Here is a 17,089-nt window from a genome sequence, read left to right as displayed (position 1 = left end):
CCGCGCGACACCGCCCTATCTCGCCGGGCGAGACATGACAATTTCCCGGTAGCTTCAAAGCCTTGCGGGCGCTAGCATGGACGTCACCGGGAGAACCGCATGACCGACTTTACCCACTTGCAACACCTAGGCCCGCTGGCTCCGATCGGCCTGCCGCCCTCGTCGACGATGGCCGCCTATCTCGATCATTACCGCCTGACGCCCTTGCTGGCCGAAGACGTCGCATTGCACGCCGGCTTCATCGAGGCGCGGGGCTTCCGACTATGGGCCCAGGTGTGGAGTCCGCCCGACCCGCAGGGCACGATCTTCGTGGTCCACGGCTACTTCGATCACCTGGGACTCTACCGCCACCTGCTCGAGCTGGTACTGGCACGCGGATGGCGGGTGGTGATGTGGGATCTCCCCGGCCATGGACTGTCCAGCGGCGCGCGTGCCTCGATCGACGACTTCGACGATTACGTCAGTTGCCTGAGCGTGCTGACCGAGGAGGTCGCGCGCCTCGACGTCGCCGACGCGCCCTGGATCGGGATCGGCCAGAGCACCGGCGCGGCGATTCTGGCCACCGATGCCCTGACCCAGGGCCACCGCACCCACTGGGCCGGCCTCGCCCTGCTGGCGCCGCTGGTGCGTCCCTGGGGCTGGCAGCAATCCAGCTGGCTGCACCGGGTGGTCAGCCCCTTCGTGCGTTCGGTGCCGCGACGGTTTCGCGCCAATACCACCGACCTCGGTTTCGCCGATTTCCTGCGCAGTGGCGACCCCTTGCAACCCGATCGCCTGGCCCTGACCTGGGTCAGCGCCATGCGCGACTGGATTCCCCTGCTGCTGTCCATGCCGCCCAGTGACTTGCCGGTGTTGATCCTGCAGGGCGAACAGGATCTCACCGTGGACTGGCAGTGGAACCTGGACACCCTGCTGGGCAAGTTCCCCAACGCCGAGATACACCGCCATCCCGACGCGCGGCATCATCTCGTCAACGAAGCCCAGTCCATCCGCGATACGCTTTTCGAGGAATTGGCCGCCTTTCTGGCACGCTACGAGCGGCAGGCCGGCACCTCGCGGGGCACGTCCGCCGACGCCTGCTCACGGGAATCGCCATGAGCCGGCACCGCGTGCGTCCTCGCGTCTGGCTCCTTGCGCTCTGCCTGTCGCTGGCGGGGTGCGCGGGGCTCGATGAAGAACCGCGCAACATGCGCCAGGCCGTGTACGGCATGAGCAGCCAGGCCGCCGAGGCGCTGCTTGCCTCGCCCCCCTGGTCGGGGATGTCGCAGGACATGGTCGTGATGCTCGCGCCGCCGACGGTCGACGCGACGCTCGGCATCAGTGCGGGAAGGCTCACCGAGACGCTGGGCCGCGCACTGCTGGCACTGGAGGACGGTCCCCAGGTCCTCGACTGGACACCCTCGATGGTGGCCGACGATGCGCCGGCCAATCACTGGATCCTCGAAAGCCGCCTGGACGGCAACGGCGTGATCCGGCTGTCGGATCGCGAGCTGCTGCCCTATCAGTGGGAAATCACGCTACGCCGCCCCGGCCAGGAGGCCCCCAGCTGGCGGGCCACCCTCGCCGGGGCACTGGATGCCAGCGCGTTGTAGCCGGCACGGGCCCGGCCACGTTGTTTCAGGCCCGTCACGGTCGCACAATGCGCCTTTTGCCCTCAGGAGTCTTGCATGTCCCGCTATGCTCGCCATCTAGACCGCTCGGGCCCGGCCAATCCCTTCCCCGGCCTCAAGGCGCTGGAGCGCAAGCTGGGCCGAGAAGTCCCCCATCGGCTGGGCTCCAACGAAGGCCTCGACATGCCGCACCGGGCGCTCAAGGCGCGCTTTGGCGACGCGGTCGCCGAGCTTGCCCGGGCCTACGGCGACGCCGAGGCCATGGAGGTGCGTCAGCGGCTCGTCTCGCTGCTCGGCACGCCACTGGAGGCGCTGCTGGTCGATGCCGGCGCCGACAGCCTGATGGCGCTCGCCCTGCGCACGCTGTGCGACCCCGGCAGCACGGTGATCGCCAGCGCGGGCACCTATCCCACCTTTCGCCACTTCGCCGAGGGGCAAGGATGTCGCCTGGTCGAGGTCGACTACCACGACGCCCCCGGCAGCCTGGCGCCGGATCTCGACGCCCTGGCCGCCAGAGCGGTGCATGAACAAGCCCGCGTGGTCTATCTGGCCAACCCCGACAACCCCAGCGGTCACCTGCACAGCGATGCCGACGTCCTCGCGCTGCGCAATGCCCTGCCCGAGGACTGCACGCTGTTGCTCGACGAGGCCTATCACGACTTCCGTGACGATGCCGACGCCCCCGCCGCCGGGGAGGTGTGGCCCGGCGTGGTGCGTCTGCGAACCTTCTCCAAGGCCCATGGTCTGGCCGGCCTGCGGATCGGTTACACCATTGCCGAACCGGCACTGATCGACATCATGCACAAGGTGCGCATTCATTATGCCGTCTCGTCGCTGGCCCTGGCGGCCGCCGAGACCGTGCTCGATCACCCGGAGGAAACCGCACAACACATCCGGGACGTGAACGCCCGTCGCGATGCCCTGGCCGACCACCTGCGAACGCTGGGCGCCGACGTGCCACCCAGCGCCACCAACTTCATCGCCGTGCGCCTGCCCGACGCGGACCTTGCCGCCCGCGTTCACCGCGAGCTGCTCGAGGCCGGCACGCTCGTGCACCGCCCCGCGCATCCGGCGCTGGGCCACGTGCTGCGCATCAGTACGCTCGAGGACGCCCTGGTGCCCGGCCGACTGGCCGCGCTGGAGCGCGCACTCGAGCCACGGGCCTGAGCATGACACGCGGCTGGGTGGCATCGCTGTGGCACGGGGTCCTGGCCAGCCTCATGGCGCTGCTCATCATTGCCAGCAGCGGCTGGGCGGTGCTGGCGCTTTGGTACCGCTTGCCCGGCCCCGTCGCGCTGCGCTACGTCGTCGCGGGGATATGGATCGCCGCCGCGCTGGCGTGCTGCGTCGGGCTCTTCGTCAAGGGCTGGCCGCAGCGGGCGATGCTGGCCTATGGCATCCTCTATCTCGTGCTGGGCGTCTGGTGGGTCTCGATCCAGCCCGCCTCCGATCGCGACTGGGCGCCGGATGTCGCCCATATCGTCGACGGCATGCGCCAGGACGATCACCGCATCACGCTGGAAAACGTGCGTCACTTTCAATGGCGCACCCCGCAGGACTTCGACGAGCACTGGGACACCCGCCACTATGACCTGGACCGGATACGCTCCGTCGACCTGCTGGTGTCCTACTGGATGGGTCCCGCCATTGCCCATACGCTGGTCAGCTTCGGCTTCGACGATGGGCGCCACGTCACCTTCTCGGTGGAAATCCGCAAGGAGCGCGGCGAGGCCTTCTCGACCCTGGGCGGCTTCTTCAAGGAATATGAAGTCAGCATCATTGCCGCCGACGAGCGCGACATCGTGCGCGTACGTACCAACGTGCGCGACGAAGACGTCTATCTGTATCGCGTGCAGATGCCCAAGCCGGTCATGCAGGACCTGTTTCGCGCCTACCTCGACGAAGCCCATGAACTGCAACGCGATCCGCGCTACTACAACACGCTGACCTCCAACTGCACCACGCTGGTCTACGCCATGATGAAACGCATCGTCCCCGGTCTGCCCTTCGACTACCGACTGTTGCTATCCGGCTACCTGCCCGAGTACGTACATAGCGTCGGCGCGTTGGCACCCGCGGTTCCCTTCGCCGAACTAAGGGCCAAGGGCCACATCAACGCCCGCGCCCTCCAAGCGGGTAACGCCGACGACTTCTCCGCACGCATCCGCGCCGGTATTCCCGGTGCGGACGCTCCGTCTTACGACGCGGACGACTAGACGCCCCCATTGCCGCCGATCAGCCGGACCAGTTGGCGATAGCCGATGGCTTCCATCAGTTGGGGCTGGCGGGGGCGGGATTTTCCAGCCCCTCCGATACCCCCGGGAAACAGAAGTCACCTGCCTGCGGGGCCAGGAGTAAGGAGAGACTTGTTACTGACAACTGTTGACGTCATTGAAGCGGTGATTGCCGGGACCCGGCGAAACCCGGAAAACCAGTCTCCGCTACGAATCGCTAGCAGCGGCCCCCACCCCGCCATCTGCCACAAGGCTAGCCGTCGAGGCAATAAGCCCGTTCAGGGCCATCATGCCACCGAGCACCATACCCCCAATCACCAGAGCCAGTAACGTATTCACGGAGTACTTGATGGCCTTGTAGCGGCGGCGATTGGTTTTCTTCAACTCGCGCACCCTTGCCAAGGCCGGCGAGATGCGTGCAAACAGGTTATTGGCGAAGCCCCGCTGATCACCCTCTACGTTAGGCACCACCGTCAACCGCATCAGTCCTTTATAGAAGAAATTGATCACCCGTCCCAGCAACCAGGTGGGGCGCTCCACGTCACACATCAGGATCAGCCGGTACTGCTCAGCGTCATTATGCGCATAGTGGAGGTAGGTTTCGTCAAAGATCAGGTCCTCTCCGTCTCGCCAAGAGTAGTCCTGACCGTCGATATTGATGTAGCAGCGATCATCATTGGGCGTGGACAGGCCTAGATGATAACGCAGAGAACATGCCATCGGGTCCGAATGACGGGTCAACTGCGAGCCCACCGGCAAGATCGAGAACATAGCGCCGTTCACAGACGGCACCTGGTCCAGGATCTTCAAGGTCTCGGGGCATGATGCCCGGGCGGAGTTGTGCTTAGTACCGTACCATTTGAGGTAGAACTTGCTCCACCCGTACTTCTGAAAGGTGCGAAAACCGATGTCGTAATAGGCACTCGATTCCGGATCGCTGGTCTGGTCAAAGACCCGGTCCTCGTACAGTTCCACGGCTTCCCGGCGAATGATCTCCCAATTGTCCTGAATGACCTGAAGTTCAGCAAAGCGTTGCCGATCCATGATCGGCGCCCGGGCCCGTTTCTCGGTAAACAGGTACAAAAGGCAGTTCAATGGGTTAAAGATGGGCCAGCCCTTGCGCCAATGCTCACCCACACTCTGATAATGCGCCTGACCACGGAACCGGTAGACATAAACCATGGAGCCCACTACGAAGATGACAAACAATAGGAAAACGGGCACGGCGACCGGCATAACAAACCTCTAGGGCGTTTGGGCTAGACTCAGCCTATCCACCCTAGGATAGTCCAGAATATCACGCAAAGCCGGAGGCCACGTGGCGGCACCAGTCACGAGACGGTGCCTCCCATTCCAACCCCTAAACACCCCCATTGCCGCCGATCAGCCGGTCCAGTTGACGATAGCCGATGGCTTCCATCAGCTGCGGCTGGCGGGGCCGGGGTTCCTCGGCGAGGTCGGCGAGCGTCAGGGCGACGCGCAGCACGCGGTGATAGGCGCGGGCGGAGAGGTTGAGGCGGTTGAGCACGTCGGCCAGCCAAGTGCGCTCCTGGCCATCCAGCGCGCAGAAATCCTCCAGCGTGCTGCCAGGCAAATAGGCGTTGAGCGCACCGCGCTGGGCCTGGCGCTGGCGGGCGGCGAGGACACGCTGGCGGACGACCTCGGAGCTTTCGCCGCTGCGTTGTTCGGTGAGTTGCGCGGCGGGCAGCGCGGGGACTTCTACTTGGAGGTCGATACGGTCGAGCAGCGGGCCTGAGATACGTGCCTGATAACGTTGCACTTGGGCCGGTGTGCACACACAAGCTTTGCGCGGGTCGCCTAGATGTCCGCAGGGACATGGATTCATTGCCGCAACGAGTTGAAAACGGGCAGGAAAGCAGCTCTGCATCAACGCTCGCGAGACGACGATCTGGCCCGATTCCAGCGGTTCACGCAGCACCTCCAGTACACGCCGGTCGAACTCCGGCAGTTCATCCAGAAACAGCACGCCGTGATGCGCCAGGGAAATCTCTCCAGGACGCGGCTTGCCGCCACCGCCCACCAACGCCACACCGCTGGCGGTGTGATGCGGGGTACGAAACGGGCGCTGCCCCCAGCGTTCGAGAATCGGTAAACCGCACACGGAGCGCACGGCGGCCACTTCCAGTGCTTCGTCTTCTTGGAGTGGCGGCAGAATCCCCGGCAATCGACTGGCGAGCATGGTCTTGCCGGTCCCCGGAGGCCCAGCGAAAAGAAGGTTGTGGCCACCGCTGGCGGCGACTTCCAACGCCCGCCGGGCCTGCTGCTGGCCACGCACCTCGGCGAGGTCGGGCTCGGCCAAGCGCGGTGCAGGCCGCTCACCAAGTTGGTGCGGCGTAATCGGCGCTTGTTTGAGCAAGTGCGCGACGACCTGCGGCAAATCAGCGGCAGGGAGGACATCCAGATCACCGGCCAAGGCCGCTTCATCGGCGTTGCTCTCGGGCAGGAGCAGGGCACGCCCGGCACGGCGCGCCTCCAGGGCGGCCGGCAAGACCCCGCGTACGGGGCGCAACTTGCCATCCAGTGCCAACTCGCCCAGGCACTCAAGCCCCGCCACGGCCTCGCCGGGAATCTGCCCCGAGGCCACCAGGATGCCCAACGCGATGGGTAGATCGAAGCGTCCGCCCTCCTTGGGAAGATCCGCCGGGGCGAGATTGAGCGTGATGCGCCGCGTGGGAAAGTCGAAACCAGCGTTGATCAGGGCACTGCGCACCCGCTCACGGCTCTCTTTGACCGCCGCCTCCGGCAGGCCGACGATCGCCAATCCCGGGAGCCCGTTAGTGAGATGTACTTCGACCAGCACATCCGGCGCCTCCAGGCCCAGGCCGGCGCGTGTATTGATGATGGCAAGCGCCATGCAGCCTTCCCCCTGTCACATCAAGATATGCGTATACACTAATTGATTGACTGCGGTAACGCACGTGATGCGGAAGGCATGACGCCGCTCACTTGGCCGAGGCGGCCCCCATTGTCGAGTGGCGATCAGCTCTTGCGGGAAGTGTCGGACGCGCTCGCTTCGTCGGCATCGCCATTGGCGTCGTGCTCGGTTGCCGGTTCGGCGCCTTCGGCGGCGGCTACCGGGGCGCTCTGGTCCACGTCCAGCGCCGCTTCCAAGGCCGCGACCTGGGCCTCGAGCGATTCGACACGCGAGCGCGTGCGTTGCAGCACTTCCATCAGGATGTCGAAGTCTTCACGCGAGACCAGTTCCATGCGATCGAAGGCACCGCGCATCACGCCCTGAACGCTGCGCTGGATGTCTTCCGGCGCGTGCGAGGCGTCCTGGAGCCGGTCGCCGACTTGCTGTGCGAGACGTGAGAAGAGGTCGTGTGTCGCCATGAGAGTTCCCTCGGATTGAACGTTTCCATCTCGGCACAGCATACGCAAGGCCGGCGAAATACGCATGCGCCATCTTGGTGCAGCCTCGTCAGCGCCGCGCACCAAAACCTGGCGAGGGACGGTCCATGTTTGGGCACCACATGCAGCGAGGTTTTCACACCTTTCCATAACCGACTGTTTTTAATGGCACACAGCCAATATGGCATGGCTTCTGCGTACGTCCCGAGAGGCGCAAGCCGACAACGGGAGAACTGGCATGAAGCTCATTACCGCCATCATCAAACCTTTCAAGCTGGACGATGTCCGCGAGGCGCTGGCCGACAACGGCGTCCAAGGGATCACCGTCACAGAAGTGAAGGGTTTTGGGCGCCAAAAGGGTCACACGGAACTCTACCGCGGCGCTGAATACGTCGTGGACTTCCTTCCCAAGGTAAAAATAGAAATCGCCGTGGAGGAAGACCGATTGGAAAGCGTGCTGGAGGCGATCAGTAATGCCGCGAACAGCGGCAAGATCGGCGACGGCAAACTATTCGTCACGCCGCTCGAAGACGTCATTCGTATCCGTACCGGTGAACGCGGAGCCGACGCCGTTTAAGGCAAGGGCTGAAGGGAGACACAATAAATGACTGAAGATATTACGCAGCTATCGTACGCGCTCGACACCTTCTACTTTCTGGTCTGCGCCGTGCTGGTCATGTGGATGGCCGCCGGCTTCGCCATGCTCGAGGCGGGCTTGGTCCGCGCCAAGAACACGGCGGAAATTCTGACCAAGAACGTGGTGTTGTTCGCCATCTCTTGCACCATGTATCTGCTGTTCAGCTACCACTTGATGTATTCCAGTGGCGCTGGCGGCTTCCTGCCGAGTCTGGGCTTCCTGCTGGGCGGCGAGAACACCGTCGACCAGGTGATGGGCAGCAACGGCGATATCTATTATTCCAACCGTGCCGACTTTTTCTTCCAGGTGGTGTTCGTGGCGACTGCGATGTCGATCGTCTCGGGTGCCGTGGCAGAACGCATGAAGCTGTGGGCATTTCTGGCCTTCGCTGTGGTGATGACCGCCGTCATCTACCCGACGTCCGGCTATTGGACCTGGGGCGGCGGCTGGCTCGCCGAGCTGGGTTATTCCGACTACGCCGGTTCGGGTATCGTCCACATGGCGGGGGCGGCTGCAGCCTTGGCCGGGGTACTGGTACTTGGTCCGCGTAAGGGCAAATATGGCAAGAACGGCGCGATTTACGCCATCCCTGGGGCGAATCTGCCGCTGGCGACGCTGGGTACCTTCATCCTGTGGATGGGCTGGTTCGGCTTCAACGGTGGCTCCGAGCTGATGGTCTCCAACATCGACTCCGCCAATAACATGGCGCAGGTGCTGGTCAACACCAACGCCGCCGCCGCAGGCGGTGTGATCGCCGCGTTGATTCTCGCCAAGATCTGGTTCCGCAAGGCAGACCTGACCATGGCGCTCAACGGTGCCATCGCCGGCCTGGTGGCAATCACCGCCGATCCGCTGTCACCCACGGGCCTGGGCGCCACGCTCATCGGTGCCGTCGGCGGGCTGCTGGTCGTGGTGTCCATCGTGGCACTGGACAAGCTCAAGATCGACGACCCGGTGGGGGCTATCTCCGCGCACGGTGTGGCCGGCTTGTGGGGTGTGCTGGTGGTACCCCTCACCAATGCCAGTGCCTCCTTCGGCGCTCAGATCATCGGCGCCCTCGCCATCTTCCTGTGGTGCTTCATCGCCAGCTTGATCGTGTGGCTGATCATCAAGGCCGCGATGGGCGTGCGAGTCAGTGAAGAAGAAGAATACGAAGGGGTCGACCTGGCCGAATGCGGCTTGGAAGCCTACCCCGAGTTTTCCTCCAGCAATAAGTAAACCTTGCTGGAGTACCGAGTGAGCTGGCGTGCTCCCCTGGCCCCCTTCGGGGGGCCTTTTTTAATCCCGCGACCAGCGGTGTATGCTTGAAAGCATGATCGTTGGGCATAATCGAGGGTGGTATGCGCCACCCGCATATACAATGCGAGGAGAAAGACGATGAAACTGGTGACCGCCATCATCAAGCCGTTCAAGCTCGACGACGTTCGTGAGTCGTTGTCCGAGATCGGCGTTCAGGGGATTACCGTCACGGAAGTGAAGGGCTTTGGCCGTCAGAAGGGGCATACCGAGCTGTATCGGGGGGCCGAATACGTGGTCGACTTCCTGCCCAAGGTCAAGCTCGAGGTCGCCGTCGACGACGACATGATCGAGAAGGTGATCGACGCCATCACGCAGGTGTCCAACACCGGCAAGATCGGCGACGGCAAGATCTTTGTCTCACCGCTCGAACAGGTCATCCGTATCCGCACCGGCGAAACCGGCAAGGACGCGGTGTAAGCCACGACACCTGCCAGTACGATGATGCGACAATGCCCCTGACGCAGGGGCATTGTCGTTTCTAGACGGTCGTGGTGAAGAAGCGCTTACACGGCGTCGAGCACCGAGGGCGTCTGCGTCGCGCCCATCGCCGAGGCAAGTTCGCTCGCCGTCATGCCACGACTGTCGGTGGCATGGGAATCGGCGCCTTGCGCCAGCAGGAAGTCGACGACCTCGGCGTTGTCGAACATGGCGGCAAACATCAAGGCCGTCTTGTCGTCGGGAGAGCGGGCGTTGACCGAGGCGCCATGCGAGACCAGCAGCTCGGCCATGGCCAGGTCGCCCTTGAAGGCCGCGCCAGAGAGTGGATGATGGCCGTTGTCGTTGTACATCTCGGGGTCCGCGCCCTGCTCGAGCAGCACCCGCGTGGCATCGAGATGACCGTGGTAGCTGGCCAGCATCAGCAAACTGTCGCCCTTATCGTTGCACATGTTGGGCGGTAGGCCCTGGGCCAGCCAGCCGCGCAGCTTTTCCGTCTCGCCGTTGCGCGCGCTGTTGAAGATCTCCGTGGCCAGACGAATCGTGGCCTCGTCCAGCTCGGCGTTGGCGGTGTCGTGATCGTCCGACATGGTGTCGTGCTCCTTGTTGTGGGATCTTGTCGCACCTAGCCGAGAGCGTAGCATGTCGTTTCACGCGACGCGTCACTCTCCAAGAGCCCCTGAGTCCCATGCTGGATATCAAGTATTACGTATTGATCGACGCCATTGCCACCCACGGTACGGTGCACGATGCCGCCGCCGCCATCGGCATCACCCAGCCCGCGGCCACGCATCGCATTCGTGAAATGGAACGCCGCCTGGGCGTGGCGCTCTTTCACCGTGAAGGACGCCGGCTGACGCTTTCCGCTTCGGGCGAACGTCTACTCGAAACCGCGCACGACGTGCTTCCTCGTCTGCGCAGCGCCGAGCTCGAGGCGTGGCAACTGGCACGCCGCGCCGAGCCCGCCTTGCGTCTGGGCATCGGCCCTTACGACACCTTCTCGCGGGCGATTCCGCATCTCTACGACCAGCACGCGCGTGACATCGACCTGGTCCGCCTGCCCATGGCGGACATGACCACGGCACTACTCGCCAGTCGCGTCGACATGATCTGCATGATCGAGGTGCCCTCGCAGCGCGGCATCGCTCATCAGCTGTTGTTCGAGGAACCGCTGGTGGCCGTGTTGCCGCCCGGTCACCCTTATGCACAAAGCGATGCGGTACCCGCCGAGGTCTTCGATCAGGGGCGGCATTTCACCTACAGCATCACTCCTGAATCCGGCCATGAATTCGAGCATTTCTTCCAGCCGGCCGGCATCTATCCCTCACACATGGTGCAGATCGAGTCGGTGGCCTTGATTCTGGACCTGGTCGCCGCCGGCAAGGGCGTGAGCATTCTCTCGCGCTGGGCGGCGCGTGACGCGCATCAGGCAGGGCGCGTCGTCATGCGTCCCCTGGCCGGCGAGCTGCCACGCATTCCCTGGTATCTGGCCTATGCACAGACACCCCACATCACCGCCGCCGCCGAGTCGATGGCGACCACGTTGCGTCATCTCTACCGCGCCGACGCCTAAGACAAGACGCTATCCGCCACGGCGCATGCGACCGATAAGAATCTCGTCGCAGATGGCCGGACATTCTCATTAGTTTCACGCCCTCCCGCCTTTTACCGTATCGCTACTCCGCATTAACGACTCCCAATCAAGGGCTCCCGATCAACGACCGCACAGGAGGGCGATCTCATGTCACAGGCCACGCTCGCAACTCACACCACCGCGCAAGACGTCACCGCCGAGCATCATCCTCTGGCGCGTTTCATCGATCTCGACCGCTACCCGATCCTGCAGCGCGATAGCGACGCTTACCGGGCAGCGGTCGAGGGCGTCCGCCAACAGTTGCGCACCGACGGCTGCGCCCTGCTATCGAGTTTCATTCGCGAGGACCTCATTGAACCGCTGCGCGAGGAAAGCGAGGCCCTGGCACCGCAGGCGTTCTACTCGGACAACAACGTCAATCCCTACGTCACGCCGGACGACCCGTCGCTGCCCGAGGATCACCCCGCACGCTTCTTCCAGCACTACACCAACGGCTTCGTGGCGCGCGATCTGATCCCCGAGGATGCCATCGTCCAGCAGCTTTACCGCGACCCCGATTTCCAGCGCTTCGTGGCCGACTGCCTCGAAGAGCCGGTGATTTACGAGTTCGCCGATCCCATCGCCGGGCTGGTCATCAACGTAATGCCCGACGACACCGAGTTGCCCTGGCACTTCGATACCAACGAATTCATCGTCAGCCTGATGACGCGGCGTCCCAATGAAGGGGGTGAGTTCCAGTACGCGCCCAGCATCCGCCGTCCCGGCGAGGAAAACTTCGCGGCCGTGCAGCGCGTGCTCGAGGGCGACCACACCGACGTCGAATCGCTGACGCTCAACACCGGCGACCTGCAGCTCTTCAAAGGGCGCTACTCCATGCACCGCGTCGCCGCCGCCAAGGGCCAACGCCTGTGCACCCTGCTCGGCTACGCCAAGACCCCCGACATGATGGGCAGTCTGGAGCACACTCGGCGCATTTATGGCCGCGTCACCCAGCAGCATATCGATGCCGATAATCAGCGCCGTCACGACGCGCTCATGGGCTAGGTTTCGCTGCCAAGTGCCTGCGCTCGACCGCCATTTCTCCACTTCACAAAAGGATGCCTTGCCATGGGCGATATCGTGTCACTCGCCGGATCCGTCCCCACGGGCGGCCCCTATGCCGGTGGGAGCTTTCGCCATGCCACGCTCGACGCCGCGCTGCTATCACGCGTCGAGCGTTACCGGCTGCAACGCCTACGCCAGCAGATGAAACATCACGAACTGGACGCGGTAATCCTGTTCGATCCCATCAACATTCGTTATGCCTGCGGCGTGCGCAATATGCAGGTCTACTCGCAGCGCAATCCCGCACGCTATCTCTACGTCGCGGCGGATGGCCCGGTGGTACTGTATGAGTTCAGTGCCTGCCTGCACTTGGCGGCCAACGCCGAGCTGCTCGACGAGGTGCATCCCGCCCGCGCAGTGATGCCGCAATACAGCGGCCCGCGCTGCGCGGCACATACCCAGGCCTTCGTCGATGACATCCGCGGTCTGTTCGAGCGTTCACATACCCGGGGACAACGTCTGGGCATCGAGTCCGCGCCCACCGGCGCCATCGAGGCGCTGGGCCAGGCCGGCTTTCAGCTGACCGATGCCACCACCGTGGTCGAGGGCGCCAAGTCGATCAAGAGTCTCGACGAGCTGGCTCTGATCCACCGCTCCGTGACCCTGACCGAAGCCGCCATGACGCGCATGGAAGCCGCCATACGCCCCGGTATGAGCGAAAACGAGCTGTGGTCGATCTTCAACCAGCACGTGCTGGCCACCGGCGGTGAATATGCCGAAACTCGGCTTCTGAGCTCAGGGGCGCGTACCAATCCGTGGTTCCAGGAATGCTCGGACAAGGTCATCGCTCCAGGCGAGCTGGTGGCCTTCGACACCGACATCGTAGGTTGCTTCGGCTACTACACCGATTTCTCGCGGACCTTCCATGTGCCCGGCGCAGGCGCGCCTAGCACCGAGCAGAAAGCGCTGTACCGCATGGCCGCCGACCAGCTCGAGCGCAACATCGCCCTGCTGCGCCCCGGCATGAGCTTCCGCGACTACTCGCAACAAGCGTGGCCGATACCCGACGGCTATCGCGAGAACCGCTACCTGGACATCGTCCATGGCTGCGGCATGACCGGCGAATGGCCGCTGATCGCCCACGACATGGATTGGGACGACGTCGGCTACGACGGCGCCATCGAGCCCGGCATGACGCTCTGCGTCGAGGCCTATATCGGCCACCGTGACGGCACCGAGGGCGTCAAGCTGGAAGAGCAGGTGCTGATCACCGAAGATGGCATCGAACGCCTCTCGACCTACGGCTATTGCGACACGTTAATGGCAGAATAACGCTACCTCACTGACCAACGTGTTCCGCTTCACCACCAACCGTACTCATCACAAACCGTACTCATCACAAAAAGGACGCGTATGAAACCGTTAAATACCCTTTTCCTCGCCTGCGGCCTGGCCGGTCTCTCGATGACCGCCTCGGCCAACGACACGCTGACCATCGGCACCAATAACTGGGCGGAAAACATCGCCGTCTCACACATGTGGCAACAACTGCTCGAAGAGCAAGGCTACGCTGTCGAGCTGACCACCACCGGCAAGAGCGTGCTCTTCAGCGGGCTCGCAAACGGCGATCTGGATATCTCGCTGGAAGTCTGGTTACCGCATGGCGATGCCCAGTACATCGAGCCCTACAAGGACCGCATCGCCGTTCACGATGCCTGGTACGACGGCGCCCAGGACGAACTGGTGGTGCCTGCTTACATGGAAGATATCGACAGCATCAGCGATCTCAAGGCCAACGCCGAGCGCTTCGTCTACCAGGGCGAGCCGACTATCATCGGTATCGAATCGGGCTCGGCCATCTCCGGCGAGACCGAAAACGCCATCGAGAGTTACGACCTGCCGTTTCGTCAGTTGAACAGTTCCGGGCCCGCCATGCTCGCGGCTCTCGAGGAAGCCTATGCCAACGAAGCGCCGATCGCCGTCACCCTCTGGCAACCGCACTGGGCCTACGCGCAGTACGATCTCAAGGCGCTGAAGGACCCCAAAGAGAGCTATGGCGGCGGTGACGACATCATGTGGATGTCGCCCAAGGGCTTTGGCAAGGAGCATCCCGAGGTTACCGAGATGCTCGATACCTGGCACATGAGCCACGCCCAGTTGGCCGACCTCATGCTGACCATCGAAAATGTCGGCGACCCCACGCAAGGCGCCAAGCAGTGGATCGAGGCACATCGCGACCTCATCGACAGCTGGCTCGACAAGGAGTGATCCCATCCCGGGCCGGTCGCCAAGACCGGCCCACCTCCAAGCCTGTCCTATTTCCCCTCCGCTCTCGCTGATGCGACCCGCAAGCCCTCGGCAACCTAATTTGCTATCGTGAGCGCTCCGCGCACCTCGGCGCGTCACCGTTCGCCACCGCCACGGGGGAGAGATGCGTCTACATTATGCTGGTCTGTCACCCGAGCCCATCGGCTTTCTGCTGTTGCCGCGCTTCTCGATGATGGCGTTCTTCTCCGCCGTCGAGCCACTGCGCATCGCCAACCGCATCGCCGGAAAACGCCTTTTCACCTGGCGCGTGATCGGTCTGGAAGGCGCCTCGGTCACCGCCAGCAATGACATGACGCTGCTCGCCGACGACACCCTCGCCTCAGCACCAGCCCTACCCAGCATCGCCATCTGTGCCAGTTTCGAGCCCGAGGAGCGTCTGACCCACCACTTGCTGCATTGGCTGCATCAACGCCATCAAAGCGACTGCGTGCTGGGCGGTATAGACACCGGTAGTCTGATCCTCGCCCGCGCCGGCTTGCTCCAAGGACAACGCGTCACCCTCCACTGGGAGAGCCTGCCAGCGTTTCGCGAACGCTTCCCCGAGATCGACGCCGTTGAGTCGCTGTTCGAGGTCGGCCCCCGCGGTTTCTCCTGCGCCGGTGGCACTGCCGCGATGGACATGACATTGGACCTGATCGCCCGTCGTCATGGCGATGCCTTGGCCGCTGACGTTTCCGAGCAGTTGATTCACGCCCGCATGCGGCCCCGCCACGACCACCAGCGTCATGATCTGACCCAGCGCCTGGGCACTCACAAGCACAGCGTGATCGAAGCCGTCGCCTTGATGGAGCGTCACCTCGAGACGCCGCTGTCACTCACCCAACTCGCCGCGCGCATCGGCATCTCGCTACGCCAGCTACAGCGGCTCTTCGAGCAGGAACTCGGCGAGCGGCCTCGCGATCACTATCTGCGTCTACGCTTGCAGCATGCCCGCCAGCTATTGCGGGAAACCGACCGCGACATCCTCAGCATCGGCCTGGCAAGCGGCTTCACCTCGGCTTCCAGCTTCTCGCGGGCCTACAAGCAGTATTTCGGTACCAGCCCACGTCAGGCACGCCGCCCGCGCCCTGACGAAACAACATGACGACTTACGACAAGAGGTCGTCGCTTGAGGTGTAAATCTAGACGACGAGTCGGGCCATGCTAGGGCTACGTTTTGTAGCCAAGGATGCCGTCATGACCCTCTCCACGCCTGCCACTACGTCTGCCAATACGCCCAGCGACGCGCTCCCCGCGACGCCGGATTACGACGCCTGGCCGATCGAGGTCGCCATAGTCGAGGTGCGCCCGACCCTGCGCCAGGTGGAAGTGCGCTGGGAGGACGGCCGCGTCAGCCAGTACCACAGCATCTGGCTGCGTGAGAACGCCGCCGATGCGAGTACCGTCAACCTGGATACCCGCGAGCGCATTCTCGATCTCTCGCGTCTCGAAGACTGGCCGACCGTCACCGAAGCGACTCTCGACGACGCGGGCGCGCTGGTGGTCGTCTTCGCGCCGGAGCAACGCCGTTTGCGCTTTCACCCCGGCTGGCTGCGCGCGCATGACTATACCCACCTGGCGGAACTCGACGCCCCGCTGCCTCGCGCAACACTGTGGAAAGGCAGCGAGCGCGACGCGCCCACGACCCTCGATGCGCACGGCTGGCTCGACACCGAGGCCGATCCCCAGGCGTTGGATAGCTGCCTCGAACAAGCGCTGGAAGCCGTCATCGGCGAAGGCCTGGTGCGACTACGCAACCTGCCCACCGAACCCGGAAGCCTCGACGCCATCGCCCGCCGCATCGGTCCCCCGCGCGCCACGAACTTCGGCACGCTGTTCGACGTACGCGCCAAGCCCGACCCCGACTCCAATGCCTACACCTCGATCGCTCTACCGCCGCACGTCGATCTGCCCACCCGCGAGTATCAGCCGGGCTTGCAGTTGCTGCACTGTCTGGAAAACGACACCGTCGGCGGCGAAGCAGTGATGATGGACGGCTTCGCCGTGGCCGAGGCCCTGCGCGAGCGTCATCCCGAGCACTTCGCGACGCTCGTCCGCGTGCACTGGTGCTACGCCAACACCGCCCGGACCACCGATCATGTGTGGTACGCACCGATGATCCAGCTCGATGACAACGGCGCTTTCGACGAAGTCCGCATCGCCGACTTCCTGCGCGGCCCCTTGATGGTGCCATTCGAGGACGTGGAGCCCGCCTACGCCGCCTTGATGGCCCTGCAGCGCCTGCTGCGCGAGCCCGAGTTCGCGCTGCGTTTCACCTACACGCCCGGCGATTTGGTGATCTTCGACAACCGCCGCCTGCTGCATGCCCGTGACGCCTTCGATGTCGGCCAGGGCGGCCGGCGTTGGCTGCAAGGCTGCTATCTCGAGCGTGACGAAGCCCGCTCGCGGCTACGCATGCTACGCCGTGCCCACCGCCAACAACGCGTCGAGGCACTCAGCCAGGGCTGATCCAGACCTGCAAACACGCAAGAACCCACCCATGGCAAGCCATGGGTGGGTTCTTGCAGCGAGGGAGAATGGTGTGCCGTGACGCTCG

Annotated in this window: 17 protein-coding genes; 13 read left to right on the top strand and 4 right to left on the bottom strand. The window is 63.8% G+C overall.

Features of this window, described 5'->3' with window-relative positions:
* Positions 1–99: 99 nt before the first annotated feature.
* The 4 genes from RVY79_RS05875 to RVY79_RS05860 all read left to right on the top strand — a co-directional run bounded on the left by RVY79_RS05875 (position 100) and on the right by RVY79_RS05860 (position 3,826).
* Positions 100–1,098, top strand: coding sequence for an alpha/beta hydrolase (locus tag RVY79_RS05875; protein ID WP_011508445.1), 999 nt, complete (start codon positions 100–102; stop codon positions 1,096–1,098).
* Positions 1,095–1,592 carry a hypothetical protein gene (locus tag RVY79_RS05870; protein WP_317463109.1) on the top strand — a complete coding sequence of 166 codons (498 nt, stop codon included), beginning with the start codon at positions 1,095–1,097 and terminating at the stop codon, positions 1,590–1,592. Before RVY79_RS05875 ends, RVY79_RS05870 begins: the two co-directional genes overlap by 4 nt.
* Positions 1,593–1,667: 75 nt before the next feature.
* Entirely contained in the window at positions 1,668–2,777 is a 1,110-nt protein-coding gene (locus tag RVY79_RS05865) for a pyridoxal phosphate-dependent aminotransferase (protein WP_317463108.1), read from the top strand.
* 2 nt (positions 2,778–2,779) lie between these two features.
* Entirely contained in the window at positions 2,780–3,826 is a 1,047-nt protein-coding gene (locus RVY79_RS05860) for a DUF4105 domain-containing protein (protein ID WP_317463106.1), read from the top strand.
* Between the two features lie 225 nt (positions 3,827–4,051).
* Here RVY79_RS05860 and RVY79_RS05855 read toward each other — a convergent pair whose 3' ends face one another.
* From RVY79_RS05855 to RVY79_RS05845, 3 genes are all read right to left on the bottom strand, one after another.
* Positions 4,052–5,080: an aspartyl/asparaginyl beta-hydroxylase domain-containing protein gene (locus RVY79_RS05855; protein WP_317463105.1), complete on the bottom strand. Its 1,029-nt coding sequence runs from the start codon at positions 5,078–5,080 to the stop codon at positions 4,052–4,054.
* A 124-nt stretch (positions 5,081–5,204) separates the two neighbouring features.
* On the bottom strand, positions 5,205–6,719 hold the full coding sequence (locus RVY79_RS05850; protein ID WP_317463104.1) for a YifB family Mg chelatase-like AAA ATPase: 1,515 nt from the start codon (positions 6,717–6,719) through the stop codon (positions 5,205–5,207).
* Between the two features lie 125 nt (positions 6,720–6,844).
* On the bottom strand, positions 6,845–7,198 hold the full coding sequence (locus RVY79_RS05845) for an accessory factor UbiK family protein (RefSeq protein WP_317463103.1): 354 nt from the start codon (positions 7,196–7,198) through the stop codon (positions 6,845–6,847).
* 256 nt (positions 7,199–7,454) lie between these two features.
* Between RVY79_RS05845 and RVY79_RS05840 the strand changes: the two genes are divergently transcribed.
* The 3 genes from RVY79_RS05840 to glnK all read left to right on the top strand — a co-directional run bounded on the left by RVY79_RS05840 (position 7,455) and on the right by glnK (position 9,569).
* A complete protein-coding gene (locus tag RVY79_RS05840) occupies positions 7,455–7,793 on the top strand; it encodes a P-II family nitrogen regulator (RefSeq protein WP_011508451.1) in 339 nt (112 codons plus the stop codon).
* A 27-nt stretch (positions 7,794–7,820) separates the two neighbouring features.
* The gene (locus RVY79_RS05835; RefSeq protein WP_317463102.1) at positions 7,821–9,071 is read left to right on the top strand and encodes an ammonium transporter; all 1,251 of its coding nucleotides are present in this window, start codon (positions 7,821–7,823) and stop codon (positions 9,069–9,071) included.
* A 159-nt stretch (positions 9,072–9,230) separates the two neighbouring features.
* Positions 9,231–9,569: a P-II family nitrogen regulator gene (gene glnK / locus RVY79_RS05830; RefSeq protein WP_178999049.1), complete on the top strand. Its 339-nt coding sequence runs from the start codon at positions 9,231–9,233 to the stop codon at positions 9,567–9,569.
* 86 nt (positions 9,570–9,655) lie between these two features.
* Here the strand turns inward: glnK and RVY79_RS05825 are convergent, their stop codons facing one another.
* Positions 9,656–10,177 carry an ankyrin repeat domain-containing protein gene (locus RVY79_RS05825; protein WP_317463100.1) on the bottom strand — a complete coding sequence of 174 codons (522 nt, stop codon included), beginning with the start codon at positions 10,175–10,177 and terminating at the stop codon, positions 9,656–9,658.
* Positions 10,178–10,275: 98 nt separating this feature from the next.
* Here RVY79_RS05825 and RVY79_RS05820 point away from each other — a divergent pair, with 98 nt between their 5' ends.
* The 6 genes from RVY79_RS05820 to RVY79_RS05795 all read left to right on the top strand — a co-directional run bounded on the left by RVY79_RS05820 (position 10,276) and on the right by RVY79_RS05795 (position 17,001).
* A complete protein-coding gene (locus RVY79_RS05820) occupies positions 10,276–11,160 on the top strand; it encodes a LysR family transcriptional regulator (RefSeq protein ID WP_317463098.1) in 885 nt (294 codons plus the stop codon).
* A 168-nt stretch (positions 11,161–11,328) separates the two neighbouring features.
* The gene (locus RVY79_RS05815) at positions 11,329–12,225 is read left to right on the top strand and encodes a hypothetical protein (RefSeq protein WP_317463097.1); all 897 of its coding nucleotides are present in this window, start codon (positions 11,329–11,331) and stop codon (positions 12,223–12,225) included.
* Positions 12,226–12,288: 63 nt separating this feature from the next.
* A complete protein-coding gene (locus tag RVY79_RS05810) occupies positions 12,289–13,557 on the top strand; it encodes a Xaa-Pro peptidase family protein (RefSeq protein WP_317463095.1) in 1,269 nt (422 codons plus the stop codon).
* An 81-nt stretch (positions 13,558–13,638) separates the two neighbouring features.
* Entirely contained in the window at positions 13,639–14,493 is an 855-nt protein-coding gene (locus RVY79_RS05805) for a glycine betaine ABC transporter substrate-binding protein (RefSeq protein WP_317463094.1), read from the top strand.
* A 163-nt stretch (positions 14,494–14,656) separates the two neighbouring features.
* On the top strand, positions 14,657–15,637 hold the full coding sequence (locus RVY79_RS05800; protein ID WP_317463093.1) for a GlxA family transcriptional regulator: 981 nt from the start codon (positions 14,657–14,659) through the stop codon (positions 15,635–15,637).
* Positions 15,638–15,729: 92 nt separating this feature from the next.
* On the top strand, positions 15,730–17,001 hold the full coding sequence (locus tag RVY79_RS05795) for a TauD/TfdA family dioxygenase (protein ID WP_317463092.1): 1,272 nt from the start codon (positions 15,730–15,732) through the stop codon (positions 16,999–17,001).
* Positions 17,002–17,089 lie beyond the last annotated feature (88 nt).

The organism is Chromohalobacter sp. HP20-39 (assembly GCF_033052815.1).
In the GTDB taxonomy this organism is placed as follows: domain Bacteria; phylum Pseudomonadota; class Gammaproteobacteria; order Pseudomonadales; family Halomonadaceae; genus Chromohalobacter.
The sequence above is the reverse complement of the archived record's forward strand: the minus strand, read 5'-3'. Positions and strand labels throughout refer to the sequence as shown.

Excerpts from the sequence above, each read along its gene's own strand:
- RVY79_RS05815 (WP_317463097.1), top strand. The coding sequence starts at position 11,329 with ATGTCACAGGCCACGCTCGCAACTCACACCACCGCGCAAGACGTCACC.
- RVY79_RS05805 (WP_317463094.1), top strand. The coding sequence starts at position 13,639 with ATGAAACCGTTAAATACCCTTTTCCTCGCCTGCGGCCTGGCCGGTCTC.
- RVY79_RS05845 (WP_317463103.1), bottom strand. The coding sequence starts at position 7,198 with ATGGCGACACACGACCTCTTCTCACGTCTCGCACAGCAAGTCGGCGAC.
- RVY79_RS05820 (WP_317463098.1), top strand. The coding sequence starts at position 10,276 with ATGCTGGATATCAAGTATTACGTATTGATCGACGCCATTGCCACCCAC.
- RVY79_RS05870 (WP_317463109.1), top strand. The coding sequence starts at position 1,095 with ATGAGCCGGCACCGCGTGCGTCCTCGCGTCTGGCTCCTTGCGCTCTGC.
- RVY79_RS05855 (WP_317463105.1), bottom strand. The coding sequence starts at position 5,080 with ATGCCGGTCGCCGTGCCCGTTTTCCTATTGTTTGTCATCTTCGTAGTG.
- RVY79_RS05850 (WP_317463104.1), bottom strand. The coding sequence starts at position 6,719 with ATGGCGCTTGCCATCATCAATACACGCGCCGGCCTGGGCCTGGAGGCG.
- RVY79_RS05800 (WP_317463093.1), top strand. The coding sequence starts at position 14,657 with ATGCGTCTACATTATGCTGGTCTGTCACCCGAGCCCATCGGCTTTCTG.
- RVY79_RS05810 (WP_317463095.1), top strand. The coding sequence starts at position 12,289 with ATGGGCGATATCGTGTCACTCGCCGGATCCGTCCCCACGGGCGGCCCC.
- glnK (WP_178999049.1), top strand. The coding sequence starts at position 9,231 with ATGAAACTGGTGACCGCCATCATCAAGCCGTTCAAGCTCGACGACGTT.
- RVY79_RS05795 (WP_317463092.1), top strand. The coding sequence starts at position 15,730 with ATGACCCTCTCCACGCCTGCCACTACGTCTGCCAATACGCCCAGCGAC.
- RVY79_RS05840 (WP_011508451.1), top strand. The coding sequence starts at position 7,455 with ATGAAGCTCATTACCGCCATCATCAAACCTTTCAAGCTGGACGATGTC.
- RVY79_RS05865 (WP_317463108.1), top strand. The coding sequence starts at position 1,668 with ATGTCCCGCTATGCTCGCCATCTAGACCGCTCGGGCCCGGCCAATCCC.
- RVY79_RS05835 (WP_317463102.1), top strand. The coding sequence starts at position 7,821 with ATGACTGAAGATATTACGCAGCTATCGTACGCGCTCGACACCTTCTAC.
- RVY79_RS05825 (WP_317463100.1), bottom strand. The coding sequence starts at position 10,177 with ATGTCGGACGATCACGACACCGCCAACGCCGAGCTGGACGAGGCCACG.
- RVY79_RS05860 (WP_317463106.1), top strand. The coding sequence starts at position 2,780 with ATGACACGCGGCTGGGTGGCATCGCTGTGGCACGGGGTCCTGGCCAGC.
- RVY79_RS05875 (WP_011508445.1), top strand. The coding sequence starts at position 100 with ATGACCGACTTTACCCACTTGCAACACCTAGGCCCGCTGGCTCCGATC.